The sequence below is a fragment of the Pseudomarimonas salicorniae genome (genome assembly GCF_023156535.1).
Classification (GTDB): domain Bacteria; phylum Pseudomonadota; class Gammaproteobacteria; order Xanthomonadales; family Xanthomonadaceae; genus Pseudomarimonas; species Pseudomarimonas salicorniae.
This window is the reverse complement of the sequence record NZ_JALNMH010000006.1, coordinates 105,153-125,509: the sequence shown is the minus strand read 5'-3', so window position 1 is coordinate 125,509 and position 20,357 is coordinate 105,153. Positions and strand designations below refer to the sequence as shown.

General features: G+C 68.3%; 14 protein-coding genes. 7 read left to right on the top strand and 7 right to left on the bottom strand.

Going from position 1 to position 20,357, the window contains the following annotated elements:
- Positions 1 to 17 precede the first annotated feature (17 nt).
- Positions 18 to 2,564, top strand: coding sequence for an IPT/TIG domain-containing protein (locus M0G41_RS08480; RefSeq protein WP_248208254.1), 2,547 nt, complete (start codon positions 18 to 20; stop codon positions 2,562 to 2,564).
- A 560-nt stretch (positions 2,565 to 3,124) separates the two neighbouring features.
- Positions 3,125 to 5,467: a penicillin acylase family protein gene (locus tag M0G41_RS08475; RefSeq protein WP_248207804.1), complete on the top strand. Its 2,343-nt coding sequence runs from the start codon at positions 3,125 to 3,127 to the stop codon at positions 5,465 to 5,467.
- 797 nt (positions 5,468 to 6,264) lie between these two features.
- On the opposite strand, the gene M0G41_RS08470 is transcribed toward M0G41_RS08475, so the two are convergent.
- Both M0G41_RS08470 and M0G41_RS08465 read right to left on the bottom strand, forming a co-directional pair.
- Positions 6,265 to 6,747 (bottom strand): hypothetical protein, encoded by a 483-nt coding sequence (locus M0G41_RS08470; protein WP_248207800.1) that lies wholly within the window; start codon positions 6,745 to 6,747, stop codon positions 6,265 to 6,267.
- Position 6,748: 1 nt separating this feature from the next.
- On the bottom strand, positions 6,749 to 7,207 hold the full coding sequence (locus M0G41_RS08465) for a hypothetical protein (RefSeq protein WP_248207797.1): 459 nt from the start codon (positions 7,205 to 7,207) through the stop codon (positions 6,749 to 6,751).
- A gap of 60 nt (positions 7,208 to 7,267) precedes the next feature.
- Between M0G41_RS08465 and M0G41_RS08460 the strand changes: the two genes are divergently transcribed.
- The 4 genes from M0G41_RS08460 to M0G41_RS08445 all read left to right on the top strand — a co-directional run bounded on the left by M0G41_RS08460 (position 7,268) and on the right by M0G41_RS08445 (position 12,515).
- On the top strand, positions 7,268 to 7,744 hold the full coding sequence (locus tag M0G41_RS08460) for a hypothetical protein (protein WP_248207794.1): 477 nt from the start codon (positions 7,268 to 7,270) through the stop codon (positions 7,742 to 7,744).
- A 375-nt stretch (positions 7,745 to 8,119) separates the two neighbouring features.
- The gene (locus M0G41_RS08455; protein ID WP_248207789.1) at positions 8,120 to 10,132 is read left to right on the top strand and encodes a PhoX family protein; all 2,013 of its coding nucleotides are present in this window, start codon (positions 8,120 to 8,122) and stop codon (positions 10,130 to 10,132) included.
- A gap of 608 nt (positions 10,133 to 10,740) precedes the next feature.
- Positions 10,741 to 12,051 (top strand): SDR family oxidoreductase, encoded by a 1,311-nt coding sequence (locus tag M0G41_RS08450; protein WP_248207787.1) that lies wholly within the window; start codon positions 10,741 to 10,743, stop codon positions 12,049 to 12,051.
- Positions 12,051 to 12,515 (top strand): DUF2269 family protein, encoded by a 465-nt coding sequence (locus M0G41_RS08445; RefSeq protein ID WP_343226471.1) that lies wholly within the window; start codon positions 12,051 to 12,053, stop codon positions 12,513 to 12,515. The genes M0G41_RS08450 and M0G41_RS08445 overlap by 1 nt, the downstream gene beginning before the upstream one ends.
- 326 nt (positions 12,516 to 12,841) lie before the next feature.
- Here the strand turns inward: M0G41_RS08445 and secF are convergent, their stop codons facing one another.
- The 5 genes from secF to queA all read right to left on the bottom strand — a co-directional run bounded on the left by secF (position 12,842) and on the right by queA (position 18,555).
- Positions 12,842 to 13,822: a protein translocase subunit SecF gene (gene secF / locus M0G41_RS08440; protein WP_248207784.1), complete on the bottom strand. Its 981-nt coding sequence runs from the start codon at positions 13,820 to 13,822 to the stop codon at positions 12,842 to 12,844.
- A gap of 15 nt (positions 13,823 to 13,837) precedes the next feature.
- Positions 13,838 to 15,715, bottom strand: a complete 1,878-nt coding sequence (gene secD, locus M0G41_RS08435; RefSeq protein ID WP_248207781.1) for a protein translocase subunit SecD — start codon at positions 15,713 to 15,715, stop codon at positions 13,838 to 13,840.
- Between the two features lie 53 nt (positions 15,716 to 15,768).
- Positions 15,769 to 16,107, bottom strand: a complete 339-nt coding sequence (gene yajC / locus M0G41_RS08430) for a preprotein translocase subunit YajC (RefSeq protein ID WP_248207776.1) — start codon at positions 16,105 to 16,107, stop codon at positions 15,769 to 15,771.
- A gap of 268 nt (positions 16,108 to 16,375) precedes the next feature.
- The gene (gene tgt / locus M0G41_RS08425) at positions 16,376 to 17,488 is read right to left on the bottom strand and encodes a tRNA guanosine(34) transglycosylase Tgt (RefSeq protein WP_248207772.1); all 1,113 of its coding nucleotides are present in this window, start codon (positions 17,486 to 17,488) and stop codon (positions 16,376 to 16,378) included.
- Positions 17,485 to 18,555, bottom strand: a complete 1,071-nt coding sequence (gene queA / locus M0G41_RS08420; protein WP_248207769.1) for a tRNA preQ1(34) S-adenosylmethionine ribosyltransferase-isomerase QueA — start codon at positions 18,553 to 18,555, stop codon at positions 17,485 to 17,487. Before queA ends, tgt begins: the two co-directional genes overlap by 4 nt.
- Positions 18,556 to 18,703: 148 nt before the next feature.
- Here queA and M0G41_RS08415 point away from each other — a divergent pair, with 148 nt between their 5' ends.
- Positions 18,704 to 20,206, top strand: a complete 1,503-nt coding sequence (locus M0G41_RS08415) for an aminotransferase class III-fold pyridoxal phosphate-dependent enzyme (protein ID WP_248207765.1) — start codon at positions 18,704 to 18,706, stop codon at positions 20,204 to 20,206.
- Positions 20,207 to 20,357 lie beyond the last annotated feature (151 nt).

Genomic DNA, 20,357 nt, shown 5'->3' with positions numbered 1-20,357 from the left:
GGCGTCGCGCCTTGGCGGTGATCGCATCCTGCGCACTGCTGTTGCTTGCCAGCATGCAGACCAGCGTGGCTGCGCCGTCCATCGACTTCCTTGACCCTGCCAGCGGCTCGACCGTGGGAGGCAACTTCGTCACGATCAACGGTTCCGAGTTCGGACCGCAGCAGAGTGACATCCTCAGCGTCACGTTCGGCGGGGTGGAGGTCCAGTCATTCGAGCTGCTGACCATCGCCGAGCCCGGCACCCAGATCGGGGTCGTGACGCCGGCGCACCCGGCGGGCACGGTAGACGTGGTCGTCACCCTCACCGGGGGCGTCGCCACCAAGACCGCCGCATTCACCTATGTCGATCCGCCTGCCCTGAGCGGGGTCTCTCCCGCCATCGGTTCACCAGCGGGGGGTGAGACGCTGACCATCCAGGGCAGCAACCTCGCGACCGCCTATTCGGTTGAGTTCGGCACCTGTACGGTGGACGAGCTGTTCGGGCCGCTCTGCAACCCCTCGAACGCTGCCACCATCGGTTCAAAGACCGACACCGAAATTTTGGTCACCGCGCCCGCGCTCGCGGAGGGCTCCTACGACCTGCTCGTTGCCACCGATTACGGTGCGACCATCCTCGCCAATGCTTACTCGACGGCCACGGCCACGGCGGTCAGCAACGTCACGATTTCGACCAGCCCGCAGACCGCGGGCCAGGCCGCCACGGTCGGGGTGACCTTTACTTCGACGCGGGCGCTCTCGGCGGGCGACACGATCACCGTGAAGCTGACCGGTTACAGCTTTCCGGTTGGCACAACGAATGTCACAGCCGGGGCCGGCCTCGCCCCGGGGACCAGCCTGTCCGGCACGGTTGCGGCGGGGGCGACGGACACGGTGGTGGTGACGGTGGGCGCCGGCGGCACGGTCGCGGGCAGCGCTGCCACCCTCGGTATTTCGGCGACCAACCCGGCGGCCGGCACGCTCGCGAAGGCAGGCCTCACGGTGGCCACCTCCAAGGACACGATTCCGGTCTCTTCGACTGCAGACATCGTGATCCTCCCTGGGCCGAGAGCAACGAAGCTCGGTGTCATTCAGGAGGTCTCCGGGTGCGTGCTGGGATCGGCCTGCTCGTCCCAGCCACGGATTGCGATTCAGGACGCCTCCGGGGCGACCGTCACCTCCGCAACCCAAAGCGTCACCCTCACCTACCTCAGCGGCACAGGCACACTTTCCTGCTCCTCCAACCCGGTGGCTGCCGTGGGGGGCGTGGCCACGTTCTCCGGATGCAGCGTGAATGCCCAGACCAGCAACTTGCAGGTCCAGGCCTCCGCCCCCGGCCTGACCTCGGTCAACCTGGCGCCCATCACGGCGGTTCCGACGCCGCCGACCCTGGCGCTGGTGGCGTCGGGGTCCGTGACAACGCTGATTGAGGACGAGAGGCTTCCGGCGTCCATCCGCGGTCTCCCGTCGTTCGTGGTGATCGAATACCTCAGAGCTACGGGCACGCTGGTTTTCCAGGCATCCGCCAACACGGAGGCGGTGGAATTCACCTCCAGCACCAACGAGTCGCTGGTGGGTGCGGAGGACATCGAGTTGGAGACCACCGGTTCCTCCGGCACACGATACGAGTTCCGCTATTTTGCGAAGGGGGACGCCAATGGCCAGGCAACGCTGACCTTCACGGCGCGCAACGCAGGCGGCACGCACAGCGTTGAGGTGCCCATCACGGTTACCCCGGTCAACGATGCTCCCACCGCGACGTTCCATCGTCCTGGTGCAGACGGGTTGGGATCCGGCATCACGCATTTCTCCCTCACGCCGGAGCAGGCCTCGATGCCCCTGAGCGTTCCCGGATTCCTGGCATCGGTCTCGCCCGGGCCTGCGGACGAGGCGGGGCAATCGGTATCGGTCTCAGTAGTACCTGTGGCTTGCAATACTTCCCTGCCAACCATCGATATGGTGACGGGCGACCTGTATTGGGAGAGTCCGGGCGCCGGAAACTTCGGTCTCTGCTTGGTTGATATTCAGCTGCGCGACGACGGTGGCGGAAATCCGAACTGTCCCAATCTGGATACGAATGAGAGTGTTGAACACGGCTCCTGCCGGTCCTACCGGTTGTCGATTGTCGAGAAGGAAGAACAGATCTTCGCGTTGCTGTTGGGCCAGGGCCCCAACCCCCTTTTCAATCTTGTTGACAGCAAGGGTTCTGCGGCCCCGCCGGTGCTGGCGTTCGAACTCACCAATCGCGGCAGCTTCCTTGTGGAGGGCGCGCGCCTGCAGTTGAGCGCGCCGCGCGGCATCAATTCTCCCACCTGGACCTGCAGTGCACCCTCGGGCGGCTGTACGCCGGCTTCGGGCAGCGGAGCGGTCGACGCGCTGATCAATGTCGATGCCGGCGAGAGCGCCGTGATCGTCTACTCCGGCAGCTACGACAGCTCGCCGTTCCTCACCACCCGTTACACCCTTACCCCGCCGCAGAATCTGGCACCGGGCACCGTCATCCTCACCGCTCCTAACAATGTCGAACTGAATCCGGCTCTGACGACGTCCGGCGTGTTCTACGGCAGCTTCGAAGGAAGCGACCGGTAGGAGAAAACAGGGGGCAGAGTGCGATATCCGTCGCGGAGGCCCTCAACGCCCCTGTCGCCGGATCAGCCAGCTTGGCCCTACAGCCCGAGCTTCGGTTCGGTGCGCACGGACCGCAGCCCAGGCGTGGCTCCTCCCCTTGCGCCGCATGGCGGCGAAGGGGGAGCTCGGGAGGAGGCTGCTCTTGATCTGCGGGCGGCGTGTGGTGCGCCAAGTAGCGCAGAAGGCGAGACAGAAGAGCACGGTCTTGCACCTGGGAGCGCTCAAGCGGAGTGTGGCCGCGTGCGAGGGAATGCCGCTGCGCGTCGGTTCTGCGCAGGAAGTCGGGTTGCCGACGGGCACTCATCGGGATGCATTTCGCTGAAGCGGGTTGATGCGAGGGGGCTAGGGGTTGCCGCACCACCCTCCTGGCCTGTCCCTCCGCGCCCTGCGGGCGTGCAAGGGGAGGCGTTGTAGCGGCCACGGCTGGGGCGGTGCGGTGGGGTTGTGGGGGCGCGGTGCGCCTAGGCGCACCCTATGGGCTGCATCGGCTAGGCTGGCGGCTGCTTACCGAGGTAGACCCTATGCTGCGCCGCTGGACGATCCGGATTGTGTTGTTCGCCTTGTTGGCGCTGGTGCTTGCCGCGTTGGTGGCGATGCTTTCCCTGCGCGGGTCGCTGGCGCGGCTTGATGGCGAGCTGGCCCTGCCCGGGCTGTCGGCTGAGGCCCGCGTGTATCGCGACCGGCTGGGCGTGGTGACGGTCGAGGCCGCGAACGAGGCCGATATGGCGCGGGCTCTGGGCTATGTGCATGCGCAGGAGCGCTTCTTCGAGATGGATCTGCTGCGCCGCTCGGCGGCGGGTGAGCTGTCGGCGCTGTTCGGCCCGGCGGCGATCGAGGCCGACCGCAGGCTTCGCATCCATCGACTGCGCAGCCGCGTCGAACAGCAGCTGCCGGCGCTGCTGGGTGCCAAGGCGGAGGTGCTGCGCAGCTACACCGAGGGCGTCAACGCGGGGCTCGAGGCGCTCTCGGTGCGTCCCTGGCCCTACCTGCTGCTGCGGCAGTCGCCGCAGCCCTGGCAGATGTCCGATTCGATGCTGGTCGGTTACGCGATGTTCTTCGACCTGCAGGACGAGCTGAACCAGCGCGAGCTGGCCCTGTGGCGGATCCGCGAGGTGGTGCCGCCCGCGCTGTATGCGCTGCTGAGCTTCGATGGCACCGAGTGGGACGCGCCGCTGCTAGGCGAGGCACGCGGCAACGTGCCGCTGCCGGACGCGGCCACGCTGGATCTGCGCCAGCTGCCGATGCCGGAGGGCAACATCGAGGGGGCGGCGACGCCGGCGGTACTGGGCAGCAACAACTTCGCCGTCGACGGCCGGCTGAGCAAGGACGGCCGCGCCATCGTCGCCGACGACATGCATCTGGGCCTGCGCGCACCGAACATATGGTTTCGCGCACAGCTGCGCTATGCCGACCCCGATGCGCCGGACGGACGGGTCGATGTCGGCGGGTTCTCGCTGCCCGGCATTCCGGCGATCATTGTCGGCAGCAATGGCCACATCGCCTGGGCCTTCACCAACAGCTACGGCGACTGGGCCGACTGGCGCGAGGTGGATGCCAACGATCCGATCACCAGCCATCAGGAAACCATCGAGGTCGCCGGGGCGGAATCGATCGCGATTAGCGTGCGCGAGACCGCCTGGGGGCCGATCGTCCACGAGGCCGATGGAGCGCAGCCGGCGCTGGCCCTGCGCTGGGTCACCCATCAACCCGGCTCACTCGACCTTGGCCTGGCAGAACTGGCCCGTTCCCGCGACTGGGAAGATGCCGTCACCCGCATCGGCGATGCGGGCATTCCGCACCAGAACCTGCTGATCGGTGATTCCTCCGGCGCGATCGCCTGGCGGCTGGTCGGCCGCATCCCCGACCGCGCCGGCGGCTGCGATGCGGCGGTGCCGGTGCGCAACGGGTCGCCCTGCCAGTGGTCGGGCTGGAAGCACGGCGGCGAGAATCCTGGCCTGCTGGATCTGGGTGAGGGTCGCCTGTGGACCGCCAACGCTCGGGTGGCCGATGGCGAGGCCTTGGCGCTGATCGGCGACGGCGGCTATGCGCTGGGCGCCCGCGCGCGGCAGATTCGCGATGCGCTGTTCGCCCGCGACCGGTTCGACGAGCAGGATCTGCTGGCCATCCAGCTCGATGACCGGACCTTGTTTCTTGAGCGCTGGTACAAGGCCTTCCGGAACCTGGTCGAATCCGCGGAGGCGCCGGCCCTGCGGCGTCTGGAGGCGGCGACCCGTCAGTGGGACGAGCGCGCCAGCGCCGAGGCCGTCAGCTACCGCATCGTTCGCGCCTGGCGCATCGCGGTCATCGACCGCATCAACGACGGCCTGACCGCGCCGGCCCGGGCAGCGCTCGGAGATGACTTCATCATGCCGAGCCTGCCGCAGCTGGAAGGCGTGGCCTGGCAGCTCATCGAACAGCGCCCGCCGCACCTGCTGCCCCGACGCTTCGATAGCTGGAACGCGCTGCTGATTGACGCGGCCACCGATATCGAACGCCAACTCTCAGAGCGCGGACCGCTTGCAGAGCGCACCTGGGGCGAGCGCAACACGGCCAACATCTGCCATCCCCTGGCCCGCGCCCTGCCCTCGCCGGCCCGCCGCTGGCTGTGCATGCCGGCCGAGCCGCTGGACGGCGACACCAACATGCCACGCGTCGCCGCGCCGAGCTTCGGCGCCAGCCAGCGCATGGTGGTCGCGCCCGGCCGCGAGATCGACGGCATCATCCACATGCCGGGCGGACAGAGCGGCCATCCCCTGTCCCCGTTCTGGGGCGCCGGGCATGACGACTGGGTGCACGGCAGGCCCAGCGGATTTTCGCCCGGGAAGCCGGAGCATCAGCTGACGCTGCGGCCGGGCGAGGGGTAGCGGTTCGATCCAGGTCTAGCGGCCGGGGCGAACCACTGCACTGTCCCCTTTTCTCCAACCCCTGTTCTCCAAACGCCACCAAGCCGTTCGTGCTGAGGTATCGAAGCACGAATGGCCTGCGCAACGATGAGGGTTCGCCCTTCGATACCTCAGGGCGAACGGACGCTTTGCATGACTGCGGAACGGGCAATCTCCGGCGGGGAAAGTGCACTCTGGGCCCCGTTTCCGACCGATACCTCAGGGCGAACGGACAGTCTGCATGGTGGCGGAGCGGACAAGCACCTGCGGGGGAAGTGCGCTCTGAACCCCGACATCCGCAACGCCGCAGGGCCGTTCGTGCTGAGGTATCGAAGCACGAACGGCCTACGCAACGATGGGGGTTCGCCCTTCGATTCCTCAGGGCGAACGGACACTTTGCAGGTCGGCGGAGAAGACGAGCGCTTGTGCGGGAAGTGCACTCTGCCCCCTGTTTATTTCAGGCAATCTCCGGCGGGGAAAGTGCACTCTGGGCCCCGTTTCCGACCGATACCTCAGGGCGAACGGACAGTCTGCATGGTGGCGGAGCGGACCAGCACCTGCGGGGGAAGTGCGCTCTGAACCCCGACATCCGCAACGCCGCAGGGCCGTTCGTGCTGAGGTATCGAAGCACGAACGGCCTACGCAACGATGAGGGTTCGCCCTTCGATACCTCAGGGCGAGCGGAGACTTTGCAGGTCGGCGGAGAAGACGAGCGCTTGTGCGCGAAGTGCACTCTGACCCCTGTTTATTTCAATCTGACCCCTGGTTCGCGTCCGGCGCTAGTTCTGGCGAGGCTTCCTGAACTGGTGGGCTTGGTTCGACATCGCGACGGCTTCCGCGGCGGCCTCGCTCGCGAGTCGCGCCGCCGTCGCGGCTTCCGTCGAGGCGTCCATCGAGCGGGCCTCCGCGTTCTGCGCTGCGGCGGTGGCAGCCGCCGCCGCAGCAGCAGCCGCTGCGGCGGCAGATTCAGACGCCGCCAGGGCGGCGAACTCGGCCGATTCAACCGCTGCATCGACCGCGCTGAGGGCGGAAGACGCGGAGGCCTCCCGGGCCGCGGTGGCCGCCCTGCGCGCACCCTCGAGCGCCTGCATGGAGGCTGCCTTGGCCCGCCTCGCCGCCTCCAGTGCCTGCGAGGAGAGCTCGCTCAGGGCGTGGATCACCTGTCCGTGCTGGCGATTGATGCTGGCGAACGCTTCTCGGAGGGTGCCGATTTCCCGCTCCACCTCTTCCAGCCGCTGGCTCAGCTTGCTGACTACTTCCACGTCAGGCTCCCCTCTCGGGGGAAAGGGCGTTGCCCTTGCGCGGGAAGTCGAGCCTGGACTCGACGCTGAGGAGGTATCCGTAGATCATCGACGAACGATAGCTGATCTCATCGATACGAGATTCGACGCACTGGAGCGACTGCCCCCAGGCCACTGCGCCCGACGACTCCGCCCCCTGCCTGGCCTTTGCCAGCAGGAAGCGGCAATCGCACACGATGTCCTCGATATTGACGGATTCCTGCTTGAGGTCTTCCACCATATGCGTGAGGGCCTCCCGCAGGTCGCTCATTTCGTTCTGCATGAGGGCGAAACGCCGCGACACGCGAACGCTATCGGCGCGAAGGGCTTGGATTGTGGCCATGAATGTTTCGATGGTATCCGGCATGTTGCTGACGCCTTCCTGTAGCGCGCTGCTGAGGAAGCGCGGGGAGGATCGCCGGACGGCGTGTGAATCCGTCATTGCTCGGTCCTTTCCTCATACTACACCCTCGGGAAACAGGGGTCGGAAACAGGGGTCAGAGTGCAGTTTCCGCTGCGGAGGTTCGCCCCCGCCCTCGGCGATGGACCTCAGTTGGCTGATACTTGTGTCGTTCTCACAACGTCTGGCGGCGATATGTCCTCTCAGATCAACTCCATCGGCGACGCGGTTCGTCTGCCCGGCGCCTTCGTGTTGTTCGACCGTCGCCACGACCTGAATGAACGCGACGCCCTGGCTGCCCTGCAGGCTTCCGGCATCCGCTGTTGGTACGACCAGCGAGGCGGCTTCGTCACTGCAGGCTCAGCCAGCAGCGGAGACCTGATGCGGATCGAGGCGTTTGGCGGTCAGCGCTATCAGCAGACGCTGGATTCTCTGGTCAGCCGACATCCCGAGCTGCAGGCACCCGCCGGCGCGGCATCCCTGTACTTCATCACCGCGCGCGCCGGGGTCTGGGAAGATGAAGCCGACTTTGTCAGCAGCGTCGTCAAGGCGCTCCAAGCGCATGTGCGTGCGTCATAGACCTTCCCGATCGGCAGCCTCAACCCTGCGGCGAAATGATGTGTGGGACGCGGGGTTGGAGCGAAACCGCCTCCCGGCCTCCCCCTCCGCGCCCTGCGGACACGCAAGGGGGAGGAGGCAGGCGGGGGCTGCGGCGCGGACGTGCCACCGGGAGAGGTCAGGCAGGGCATCGCTGCGTGCGGAACGGTTCCGCGGGTCGGTGGTTCTGTGGCGGACGTCGGTGCGCAGAGGCGCACCCTATGAGGTGACTGGCGCTGGCGCGGATCGATGTGTGGAGGCGGGCGGGCTGTCACCGTCCTGACATCCGTGCTCCATGCCACGGTCATGCATCCTGCCGAGCATGCAGATTCCCTTCCCCAGCCAGCGGACCGGATCATGACCGAGCGCCAGGACAGCCCGTACAACGCCTCCACCGATTTCGAGATCGAGGACTGCAACCCCTCCCGCAACCGCCACTTCAGCGATGTGCTGCGGGTGAACCAGACCCGTCGGAAGCTCCTGCAGGGTACGGCCGCGGCGGCCGCGGTGGGCGTGGCGGCGCCGGTCAGCGCGAAGCTGGCGACAGGTGTGGCGGCGGCGCTGGACGGTGGGCATGCCTTCAGCGCGGAAGAGATCAAGTCGCTGGCGCTGCGCCCCGCGTTCCCGGCCATCGCGGTCAACCGCGACAACACCATCACGGTGCCGCCGGGCTACACCGCCCAGGTGATCTGCCGCTGGGGTGAGCCGCTGTTCTCCAACGGCCCGGCGTTCAAGATCGACCGCAGCAACAGCGCGGCCGAGCAGGCGCAGCAGATCGGCATGCACCACGACGGCATGCATTTCTTCCCCCTGCGCGGCGGCCAGAGCAGCAGCGAGCGCGGCCTGCTGGTGATGAACCATGAGTACATCGACGATGACGCCCTGCACCCGAACGGCCCCAGCGTGGTCGACGGCAAGCGTCCGGCGGCCGAGGTCGCCAAGGAAATCGCCGCCCACGGCATCTCGGTGCTGGAAGTGGCCCGCGGCGAATCCGGCTGGCAGCGGGTCGACAGCGCCTTCAACCGGAGGATCACCGGCGAGACCCTGATGGAGCTGACCGGACCGGTGCGCGGGCACGCCAAGGTGCGCACCAAGTTCAGCAGCGACGGCACCCGGACCCGCGGCACGCTGAACAACTGCGGCCACGGCGTCACCCCCTGGGGCACCTACCTGACCTGCGAGGAGAACTGGGCCGGCTACTTCTCCAACCGCGACGAGACGCGCCCTCGCGAGCACAGCCGCTATGGCGTCCCCAGCGGCAACAGCCGCTATGGCTGGGACACCGCGCAGGAGCGCTTCGACGCCCGCGCCAAGGCCAGCAGCGCCAGCGGCGACTTCCGCAACGAGCCGAACACCTTCGGCTACATCGTCGAGGTCGATCCCTTCGATCCGAACTCGGTGCCGAAGAAGCGCACGGCGCTCGGCCGCTTCGGCCACGAGGGTTGCTGGTTCGCCCCGCCGCGCACCGGCCGTCCGGTGGTCTGCTACTCGGGCGATGATGCGCAGAACGAGTACATCTACCGCTTCGTCTCGCGCCAGCCCTACGTGCCGCTGATGTCGGGCAACTCGCGTGACCTGCTGGACAGCGGCACCCTGTATGTCGCGCGGTTCAACGACGATGGCACCGGGCGCTGGATGGCGGTCGATATCGCCAACCCGGACCTGCAGGCCGCCGCTGCCGCGGCCGGCGTGAGCTTTGCCGACCAGGGCGACGTGATCCTCAACACGCGCCTGGCCGCCGACCTGCTCGAGGCGACGAAGATGGACCGCCCCGAGTGGGGCGCGGTGGATCCGGTCTCGGGTGAGGTCTACTTCACCCTGACCAACAACAGCCGCCGCGCCGCGAATGCGGTGGACGCGGCCAATCCGCGCGGCCCGAACGCCTTTGGCCACATCCTGCGCTGGCGCCCGGAGAACGACGATCACGCCGCCGATGGATTCAGCTGGGAGATCTTCGTGCTCTCCGGCACCGAGACCGACAGCGCCGTGCTGCCCGGCCAGGGGGGCAGCCGCAAGCTCGGCGCCGACAGCATCCACGCCAGCCCGGACGGCCTGTGGTTCGACCGCGGCGGCCTGCTCTGGATCCAGACCGACATGAGCGGCGGCCAGCTGCGCGAGGGCCCGTTCGGCAACAACCAGATGCTGGCGGCGGACCCGGTCAGCGGCGAGATCCGCCGCTTCCTGGTCGGCCCCTCGGGCTGCGAGGTGACCGGCATCACCATGACCCCGGACCTGCGCAGCGTCTTCGTCAACATCCAGCACCCGGGCGAAGGCGGCGGCAACGAGTTCTGGCCGGACTTCGGCAACGCGCCCCCGCGCTCGGCGACCGTGGTGGTCACCAAGGATGACGGCGGCATCATCGGCACCTGATGCGGCGCCCGTCGACCGTGTCACCGCACAGCCCCCGGAGGTGGCTCCGGGGGCTGTGTCGTATCGGTGGCGCGAAGGCAAGCAGCGGCGCAGAGTTCGCTTTCACCTCGGTACCTCGAACCCCCGCGTCTTCTGTGGGAGTGCCCTTGGGCGCGACCGCGGGGATCCGCGCTGGATCCAGTCTGTGGTGAATCCGTAGCGCTGCGGTCGCGCCCAAGGACGCGCCCACAGTCGGGTCTCGTTGAATGGCGGGAATGGGGGCGAAGAGGGCGGGGTTCAAACGCGCCAGACGGGCGCGAACCGGACCTGTCAGCGCCGTTGCGTGTAGGAGCCAGGTTGCTGGCGATCATCCCGTCCGGGGCGCCTATCGCCAGCAAGCTGGCTACATGCGGCATCCGCGGAACGTCTTCTTCGCGCCCGATGCAGGCCTTCCATCCCGATCCACACGACCACTGATCCTCTGCAGGAGCGGTCTCACCCGCGACCGCCGGGATGCACGTTCACCTCGGTCGGTGGCGGAACCGCAGCGCCGCGGTCGCGGCCCGGGAGTTCGGCGCGCTGGTCGCCGGGGGCTGTGGCGAAGGCCGTGGCGCAGGCATTATCGGCGCATGTCGAACGAGAACCGCGCCGCTGCCGAGGCGCCGGGCAGCGTGCTGCTGCTGGGCGCGAACGGGTTCATCGGGGCCCTGGTGGCGGCGCGTTTGCGCCGCGCCGGCTGGCGGGTGATCGAGGGCCGGCGCGGGCCGCCGGCCCTCGAAGCGCAGCGGCAGGTCGACCTGCGCCGGCTGAGCACAGCGGCCGACTGGCTACCCCTGCTGCGCGGCGTTGATGCGGTGGTGAACACCGCCGGCATCCTCCGCGAGCGTGGCGACAACCGTTTCGACATCGTCCACGAGCATGCGGTGCAAGCGCTGGGCGAGGCCTGCGTCGAGGTGGGGGTGAAACGGCTTGTTCAGATCTCGGCGCTGGGCGATCCTGCCGACGGCGAGTTCATCGCCTCCAAGCATCGCGGTGACGCCGCCCTGCTCGACCTGCCGCTGTCGGTGGCCGTGCTGCGGCCGTCGGTGGTCTACAGCACCCGCGGCAGCCACGGTGGCACCTCCCTGCTGCGTGCGCTGGCCGCCCTGCCGGGCGGCCTGCTGCTTCCGGCCGGCGGTGGGCAGCAGCTGCAGCCGATGGCCGCCGAGGATCTGGCCGAGCTGGTCTGCGAGGCCCTGGCCGGCAGCCAGCGCGGCGTGTTCGACTGCGGCGGGCCCGAGGTGCTGCGCTTTCGCGACTACCTGCTCGCCTGGCGCGGCTGGCTGCTGGGACGCCGCGAGGCGCACTGCCTGTCGGTGCCGCGCTGGCTGGTGGCGCCAGCGGTGACCCTGTCCGAGCGCTGGGGCAGCGGACCGATGAACGCGACGATCTGGCGCATGCTGGAGCGCGGCAACACGCTGGCGCCCGAGGCTGCCTCGCGCACGGAGGCGGCCTTTGTCCACCGCCCATGGGCCCTGTCCGAGCGGCTGGCCGATCAGCCGGCGCAGACCCAGGACCGCTGGCACGCCGGCCTTGTCCTGCTGGCGACGCCGCTGCGCTGGGCCACGATACTGCTATGGGCCGTTTCGGCGGCGGCCGGCCTGCTGACCCCGGCCGCACAGATCGAGAGCCTGGTGGCGGGCACTCCCCTGGCCGCGCTGATGCCGGTGGCCCTGGCCCGCGCCACGGGCCTGCTCGACCTGCTGCTGGCCCTGTGGCTGGCCAGCGGCTGGCGACCACGCGCGGCCATCGCCCTGATGATCGTCAGCGTGCTGGGCTACACGCTGGGCTTCGGCCTGCTGCTGCCCGCGCTCTGGCTGGATCCGCTGGGCGGCCTGATCAAGAATCTTCTGGTATTGCCGGCGCTGGCGGTGCTCTGGGTGCAGTCGGGGGCGCGCTGATGGACTACCTGCTGGTCAAGTGGATCCACGTGCTGAGCTCGACCCTGCTGTTCGGCACCGGGCTCGGCATCGCCTACTTCTGCTGGACGGCGCACCGCGGCGGGGATGCCCGGGTGATTGCCGCGACGGCGAAACAGGTGGTGGTGGCCGATGCCCTGTTCACCGCCCCGGCGGTGCTCGTGCAGTTCGGAACCGGGCTGTGGCTGATGCACCGGCTCGGCATCGGCTTCGACCCGTACTGGATCCGCGCCGCGCTGGTCCTGTTCGTCCTGGTCGGCGCCTGCTGGCTGCCCGTGGTCTGGCTGCAGTGGCGCGCCGCCCGTCTAGCCCGTCACGCCGTCGAGACCGGCGGCGCCCTTCCCGCGGAGTACTTCCGTCTGATGCGCTGGTGGTTTGCGCTCGGCTGGCCGGCCTTCATCAGCGTGCTGGCGATCTTCTGGCTGATGGTGGCCAAGCCGGGGTGACCGCTGGAGAGCGCGATCGGCTTCGCAACGAGGCGCGATTGAAGGAGCGGGCTTGCCCGCGACCGCAGCGCCAGGGATCTCCCCGGTTCTAGGCCACCGCGGACTCGCCGCGGTCGCGCCCATGTGCGCTCCCTCAGTCGGACGTCCCTGTCTGGACACCAGAAAGCGAGAGAACGACGCACCGGGCGCCCCATGAAAATTCGGCGGAGCGCCTTCGGCCATCGGAGCCGGGAAGCGGTGCGCTCGCTGGCTGAAGGATCCGCCTGCGCAAACGAAACGGGGCGGCCGTTTGGCCGCCCCGCTCGGATCAGACTCTGTCGGATGGATCAGGGACGGCGGGCCAGCTCGGCCTCGTCCTTGGCCCGCGGCAGCAGGTCCTGCTTGGTGACGCCAAGCGCCAGCACGACCGGGCAGGCGAAGAAGATCGACGACAGGGTGCCGACGATGATGCCGACGATCAGGGCCAGCGAGAAGCCCTCCAGCGCCGGGCCACCAAACACGTAGAGCGCGACCACGGTGAGCAGGGTGGTCAACGAAGTCATGATGGTGCGCGACAGCGTCTCGTTGACCGCGATGTTGAGGATCTCGGTCGGCGGCGCCTTGCGGGTCGAGCGGAACAGCTCGCGGACGCGGTCGAAGACGACGATCTTGTCGTTCACCGAGTAGCCGTCGACCGCGAGGATCGCCGCCAGCACGGTGAGGTCGAAGTCGAGACCGAGCAGGGAGAAGAAGCCGAGGGTCACGATCACGTCGTGGATCTCGCCGACCACGGTCGCCACCGCGAACTTCCACTCGAAGCGCAGCGCGATGTAGATCAGGATGCCAGCCAACACCACGAAGACCGCGACGATGCCGTTGTAGGCCAGCTCGGCGCCAACCTGCGGGCCGACAAACTCGCTGCGCTTGATCTCGACCGGGTTCCCCTCCACCGCAAGCGCCTGGAGGATCTTCTGCCCGACCGCCGCGTTGCGGCCATCAAGGCTCGACTCGCCAAGGTCGGCAGCATCCGCGCCGAGGCGCTCGACCGCTTCGGGTGACAGCCGGATCGAGTAGTTGGTGGTCGAGAAGCGCTGCACGATCGCCCCTTCGACCCCGGCCGCCTGCAGCTTGCCGGATACATCGGCCTGCTCGACCGGCTGGTCGTAGACCACCTCGACCAGGGTGCCGCCGGTGAAGTCGAGGGCAAAGTTCAGGCCGCGGGTCGCCAGCGAGATGATCGAGATCGTCATCAATGCGATGGCGATCCACACCGTCACCCGGCGGATCCCCATGAAGTTGACATTGCTCTTGGGATTGAAGAATTCCATGTCCAGGGTCCTGGGTCAGAGCGACAGACGGCTGATCTTCTTGCGACCGCCGTAGATCAGGGTGACGATCGAACGCGACAGCGTGACCGAGGTGAACATCGAGGTCAGCACGCCGAAGAACAGCACCACGGCAAACCCGCGGACCGGGCCCGAGCCGAAGGAGAACAGCGCGGTGGCGGCGATCAGCTTGGTGATGTTGGAATCGAGGATGACCGTCCAGGCGCGCTCATAGCCCGCCTTGATCGACCCCACTGGCGTATTGCCGGCACGCAGTTCCTCGCGCACGCGCTCGAGGATCAGCACGTTGCCGTCGATGGCCATGCCGAGGGTCAGGACGATACCGGCGATGCCCGGCATGGTCAGGGTGGCGTCGATGAAGCTGAGCACGGCGCAAAGCATGAGCAGGTTCATGAACAGCGCGAACACCGCCACCACGCCCATCAGCTTGTAGTAGACGACCATCAGCGCCATGACCAGGGCGAAGCCGAGCAGGATGGCGCGCACGCCGGCGTCGATGTTCTCCTGGCCGAGCGAGGGACCGATCACGCGCTCCTCGACGATATCGACCGGTGCCGCCAGCGAACCGGCGCGCAGCAACAGGGCGAGCTCACTCGCCTCGGCGCTGGACTCGAGGCCCGTGGTCTGGAAGTTCTTGCCGAACACGCCATTGATGGTGGCGACCGAGATCACCTCCTCGCTGACCCGGGTGGTGCGCACTTCCTTGCCGTCGACCATGCGGGTCTCGGGCACGCGCTCGATGAAGACCACCGCCATCGGCTTGCCGACGCTCTCGGTGGTGAAGTCGAGCATGCGCTGGCCGCCGACGTTGTTCAGACGCACCGTGACCATCGGCGTCCCGCTCTGCGGGTCGAAGCCGGGATTGGCATCGACCAGCTGGTCGCCCGAGGCGATGATCCGCTTGGACAGCAGCACCGGGACCTGGCTGCCGTCGGCGGCGCGGTCGCGGCGATAGTAGAGGCGCGCATCCGGCGGCACGCGACCGGTGCGCATGGCTTCCATCGCCGAGCCCACGCCGTCGCCGACCACGGCGCGGTATTCGAGCGTCGCGGTGGCGCCGAGAATCTTCTTTGCCTGCGCCGTGTCCTGCACGCCCGGCAGCTGCACGACGATGCGCGTCGCGCCCTGGCGCAGGATCACCGGCTCCGCGACGCCCAGCTCGTCGACGCGCTTGCGCAGGGTGCCGATGTTCTGCTCCAGCGCGTTGTCGACGATGGCCTTGAGGTCGGCCTCGCGGATGCGAGCGTTCAGCTCGGTCTCGCTCCCACCGTCCTCGACCAGCAGCTCGGGAATTTCGGCGCCGATGATGCCCCCTACCCGGCCGACGTCCTCGGCGTTGCGCAGGACGATGCGGATGCCGCCCTCATCGCGGGACACCTCGGTGTAGGCGATGTCGTTGTCGCGCAGCAGGGCGCGCACGTCATCGGCGAAGGCCGTTTCGCGCTTCTCCAGCGCGGCCTTCTGGTCGACCTCCATCAGGAAGTGCACGCCGCCCTGCAGGTCGAGGCCCAGCACCATCGGCGTGGCGCGGATGGCCTCCATCCAGTCGGGCACGGTCGAGGCGAGGTTCAGGGCCACGTTGTAGCGCTGCTTCAGCTCGCCGCGCAGGGCGTCGGCCGCGGCCAGCTGCGCCTCGGGGGTCTCGAGACGGACCATCAGGCTGCCATCCTCGATCGCCACCGACTTGAAGTCGATGTCGGCCTTCTGCAGCGTGCCCAGAACGCGCTCCTTGAGGGCCTCGTCGACCTGGGCGCCGCGGTTGCCGCTGATCTGCACCGCGTCGTCCTGCGGGAAGATGTTGGGCACCGCGTACATCACGCTGACCAGTCCGAGGATCAGGACCAGCGCATATTTCCAGCGGGGAAAATCAAGCATGGCGAATCCATCGCGGCCGCCGGGGCCGCATCAGAGTTGCGACGGGGACCGCCTCAGGCGGACTTGAGCGTGCCCTTGGGCAGGACGGCGGTGATCGCGTGCTTCTGCACCTTCACCTTGACGTTGCTGGCGATCTCGACGCCGATAAAGGCCTCACCGATCTCGTCCACGCGACCGACCAGCCCACCGGCGGTGACCACCTCGTCGCCCTTGGAGATGGCCTGCAGCATCGCCTTGTGTTCCTTGGCGCGCTTGCTCTGCGGGCGGATGATGAAGAAGTAGAACACCGCGAAGAACACCACCAGCATGATCGGCAGCGACCAGGGCGAGGGCTGCGGCTGCCCGGCCGCCTGGGCCATGGCGGGGGAAATGAGGAAGTCGAGCAGGTCCATGTGAGGTTCTCGTTTCGGGACTGGAATGCGGTTTCGCCGGCTCCCCGCCGGCGCAAAAGGGCCGCGATTATGCCACGTGGGGGCTGGAGGGCACTTTGCAAGGGCCGGCGGGCGCTCCAGGCCATGGCTTGCCGATCAACGGAGGATCCATCCGGCCTGGTCCTGTGGGCGGGAGGGGGGCATCGCCAGCGAGCTGGCTCCTACAATCGGGCTAGTGTAGGAGCCAGCTTGCTGGCGATCAGCACGACCAGACCGCCCACGTAGCCGCTCAGGCCGCCCTTCGCCGGGCGTAGAAGTCGTCGATGAAGGCCTCCAGCCGCCCCGCCTCGATGGCGGCGCGCAGACCGGCCATCAGATCCTGGTAGTAGTGCAGGTTGTGGATGGTGCCGAGCATCGGGCCGAGCATCTCGTTGCAGCGGTCGAGGTGGCGCAGGTAGGCGCGCGAGAAGCCGCTGGCGCAGGTGTAGCAGCCGCATTCCGGGTCGATCGGCGCGTGGTCGCGCTCGTACTTCGCGTTGCGGATGCGCACGGTGCCGAAGCGGGTGAAGTAGTGGCCGTTGCGCCCGTTGCGGGTCGGCATGACGCAGTCGAACATGTCGATGCCGCGACGCACCGCCTCGACCAGGTCCTCCGGCCGGCCCACCCCCATCAGGTAGCGCGGCCGGTCCTCGGGCAGCAGGGGCACGGTGTCGTCCAGCGTCCGCTCGCGCTCGTCCTGCGGCTCGCCAACGGCCAGGCCGCCGACCGCGTAGCCGTCGAAGCCGATGTCGATCAGCGCCGCCGCCGAGCGCTCGCGCAGGGCCGGATAGACACCGCCCTGGACGATGCCGAACAGCGCCGCGTCGTTGCCCTCGTGTGCGCGACGCGAGCGCTCGGCCCAGCGCAGGGACAGCTCCATCGAGCGCCGGGCGACGTCCTCGGTGGCCGGGTACGGGGTGCACTCGTCGAAGATCATCACCACGTCGGAGTCCAGCACGCGCTGGATGCGCATGCTCTCTTCGGGCGACAGGAACACCTTCGCCCCGTCGACCGGGGAGGCGAAGCGCACGCCCTCCTCGGTGATCTTTCGCCGGTGCGCCAGCGAGAAGACCTGGAAGCCGCCGGAGTCGGTGAGGATCGGCCCGTCCCAGCCGATGAAACGGTGCAGCCCGCCAAACTCTGCGACGGTCTCCAGGCCCGGGCGCAGGAACAGATGGAAGGTGTTGCCGAGGATGATCTCGGCGCCGGTGTCGCGCACGCCTACCGGGGTCATGCCCTTGACCGAGCCATAGGTGCCCACCGGCATGAAGCAGGGCGTCTCGACCGTCCCGCGCGGAAACTCGAGGCGGCCGCGGCGGGCGGCGCCGTCCTGGCCGAGCAGGGAGAAACGCATCCGGCTCATGCCCCGCCCGCCTCGCCCGGGTGCAGGAACATGGCATCGCCGTAGGAGAAGAAGCGATAGCGCTCGGCCACGGCGTGGCGGTAGGCCTCCAGCACGCGGTCGCGGCCGGCGAAGGCGGAGACCAGCATCAGCAGGGTGCTCTCGGGCAGGTGGAAATTGGTCAGCAGGGCATCGACGCTGCGGATCCGGTAGCCGGGGAAGATGAAGATCTGGGTGTCGCCGGCAAAGGGACGCAGCTCGCCGCCCTGGCTGGCGGTCTCCAGCGCACGCACTACGGTCGTGCCCACCGCCACCACCCGGCGACCGGCACCGCGCGCCCGGCGCACCTGCTCGACCAGCTCGGCGCCGACATTCAGCCATTCGCTGTGCATGCGGTGTTCGCGGACATCGTCGGCGCGCACCGGACTGAAGGTGCCGGCACCGACGTGCAGGGTGACATGGCCCATCTGCACCCCGCGCTCGCGCAGCGCATCGAGCAGGGGGGTGTCGAAATGCAGGCCGGCGGTGGGCGCGGCGACGGCGCCGGCATGCCGGGCGAAGACCGTCTGGTAGCGCTCGGCGTCGTCAGCACGTGCCTCGCGGCCCATGTAGTGCGGCAGTGGAAGGTGGCCGGCGCGCGAGAGCAGGTGCTCGAAGCCCTCGGCGGCGAGCAGGCGCAGCCGGTAGAACCCACCGTCCCGCTCGATCACCTCCATCTCGCCGCCGGCATCGAGCTGGATCTTGCCTCCGGGCTTCGGCGGCTTGCTGACGCCGAGCTGGGCCACTGCCTCGTGCTGTCCGACGATGCGCTCGATCATGATCTCGACGCGTCCGCCGGTCGATTTCTGGCCGTAAAGGCGCGCGGGGATCACCCGGGTGTCGTTGAGCACCAGCAGGTCGCCCGGCTCCAGCATGCCCGGCAGGTCGCGGATCATGCGGTCCTGAGGACCTGCAGGCGGCGGCGGAAGCACCAGCAGCCGGCTGGCCGAGCGCTCTGCCAGTGGCTCGGAGGCGATCAGCTCGGACGGCAGCTCGTAGTGGAAGTCGGAACGCTTCACAAGGGAATCCGCGGCAAGACAGCCCGGCATTATCCCTTTGCGGCGGGCTGAAGGGACAGTTGCGCGGCCGCCGCTGGCTCCGCACGAGGGGCCGGTGATATCCTAGATCCTTTCTATTTCCGACACTTGCGCGACGCGGGGGCGTTCGTGAGCGTCCGCATTGCCCGAGGGAGGCAGCATGAATCCGATCCAGAAACTCAACGAACTGCGCCAGTACGGCGGCGCCCGCCGCACCGTCGGCCTCGACGACGCCACCATCGAGCGCTTCGCCGCCTCGCATCCGGAACTGGCCGAGGCCATCGACGCCGCGCATGCCGCCCACCTGGCGCTGCGCAATGGCGAATTCGAGGATCTGCTGCGCGCCGACGAGCAGACCCAGATCAACGAAACCCAGGCCGGCTTCGTCAACTTCTATGCCGACGACGCGGTGAATCCCTACGTCGCGCTGACCGCGCGCGGTCCGTGGATCGTCACCCTGAAGGGCGCGGTGATCCATGACTCCGGCGGCTACGGCATGCTCGGCATGGGGCACGCGCCCAAGGTGGTGCTGGAGGCGATGGCGAAGCCGCAGGCCATGGCCAACATCATGACGCCCTCGCTGTCGCACCTGCGCCTGACCCGAGCCCTGCGTCGCGAGATCGGCCAGAGCCGCGGCGGCTGCCCGTACACCCACTTCCTGTGCCTGAACTCGGGCTCGGAGTCGGTGACGCTCGCCGGCCGCATCGCCGACATCAACACCAAGCTGCACACCGACGCCGGCGGCCGCCACGCCGGCAAGAAGGTCAAGCGCATCGCGGTCAAGGGCGCCTTCCACGGCCGCACCGAGCATCCGGCGCTGTACTCCGACTCGACCCGCAAGACCTATGCCCAGCATCTGGCCAGCCACAAGCACCACGAGGCCCAGCTGATCATCATCGAGCCCTATTCGGTCGAGCAGCTGCGCCAGGCCTTCGCCGATGCCGATGCCAACGGCTGGTACGTCGAGGCGATGTTCCTCGAGCCGGTGATGGGCGAAGGCGACCCGGGCCGGCAGGTCACCGCCGAGTTCTACGCCGCCGCGCGCGAGCTGACCCGCGATCACGGCACCCTGCTGCTGGTCGACAGCATCCAGGCCGGCCTGCGCGCCCACGGTGTGCTGTCGATCGTCGACTACCCGGGCTTTGAGGGTCTGGAGGCGCCGGACATGGAGACCTACTCCAAGGCGCTGAACGCCGGTCAGTACCCACTGTCGGTGCTGGCGGTGAACGAGCGCGCGGCCAAGCTGTATCGCAAGGGCGTCTACGGCAACACGATGACCGCGAATCCGCGGGCGCTGGACGTCGCCTGCGTGGTCCTCGACCAGCTGACCCCGGCCCTGCGCCAGAACATCCGCAGCAAGGGCAAGCTGTTCGTCGAGCGCCTGGAGCAGCTCAAGCAGGAGCTGGGCGGACTGATCACCAAGGTGCAGGGCACCGGTCTGTTGTTCAGCTGCGAGCTGTCGGCCGACTTCAAGTGCTACGGCGAGGGCTCCACCGAGGAGTTCCTGCGCGAGCGCGGCATCGGCGTGATCCACGGCGGCGCCAACTCGCTGCGCTTCACCCCGACCTTCGCCATCACTGATGCCGAGGTCGACCTGCTGGTCGGCGCGGTACGTCAGGCCCTGCTCGAGGGTCCGCGCAAGGCCGAATCCAAGGCCGCCTGAGCATCGCCACGGCGAACGCGGGGCGCACGAAGGCGGCGCCCTGCCCCGCCTTCGACCTTTCTCCGTGGAGCGCAGCTTGCTGCGCTGACCGGGCGTCCCGGAAACCCGCGTCGAGCAAGCTCGCCGCACCGGGAGGGCGAACGACAGGGAA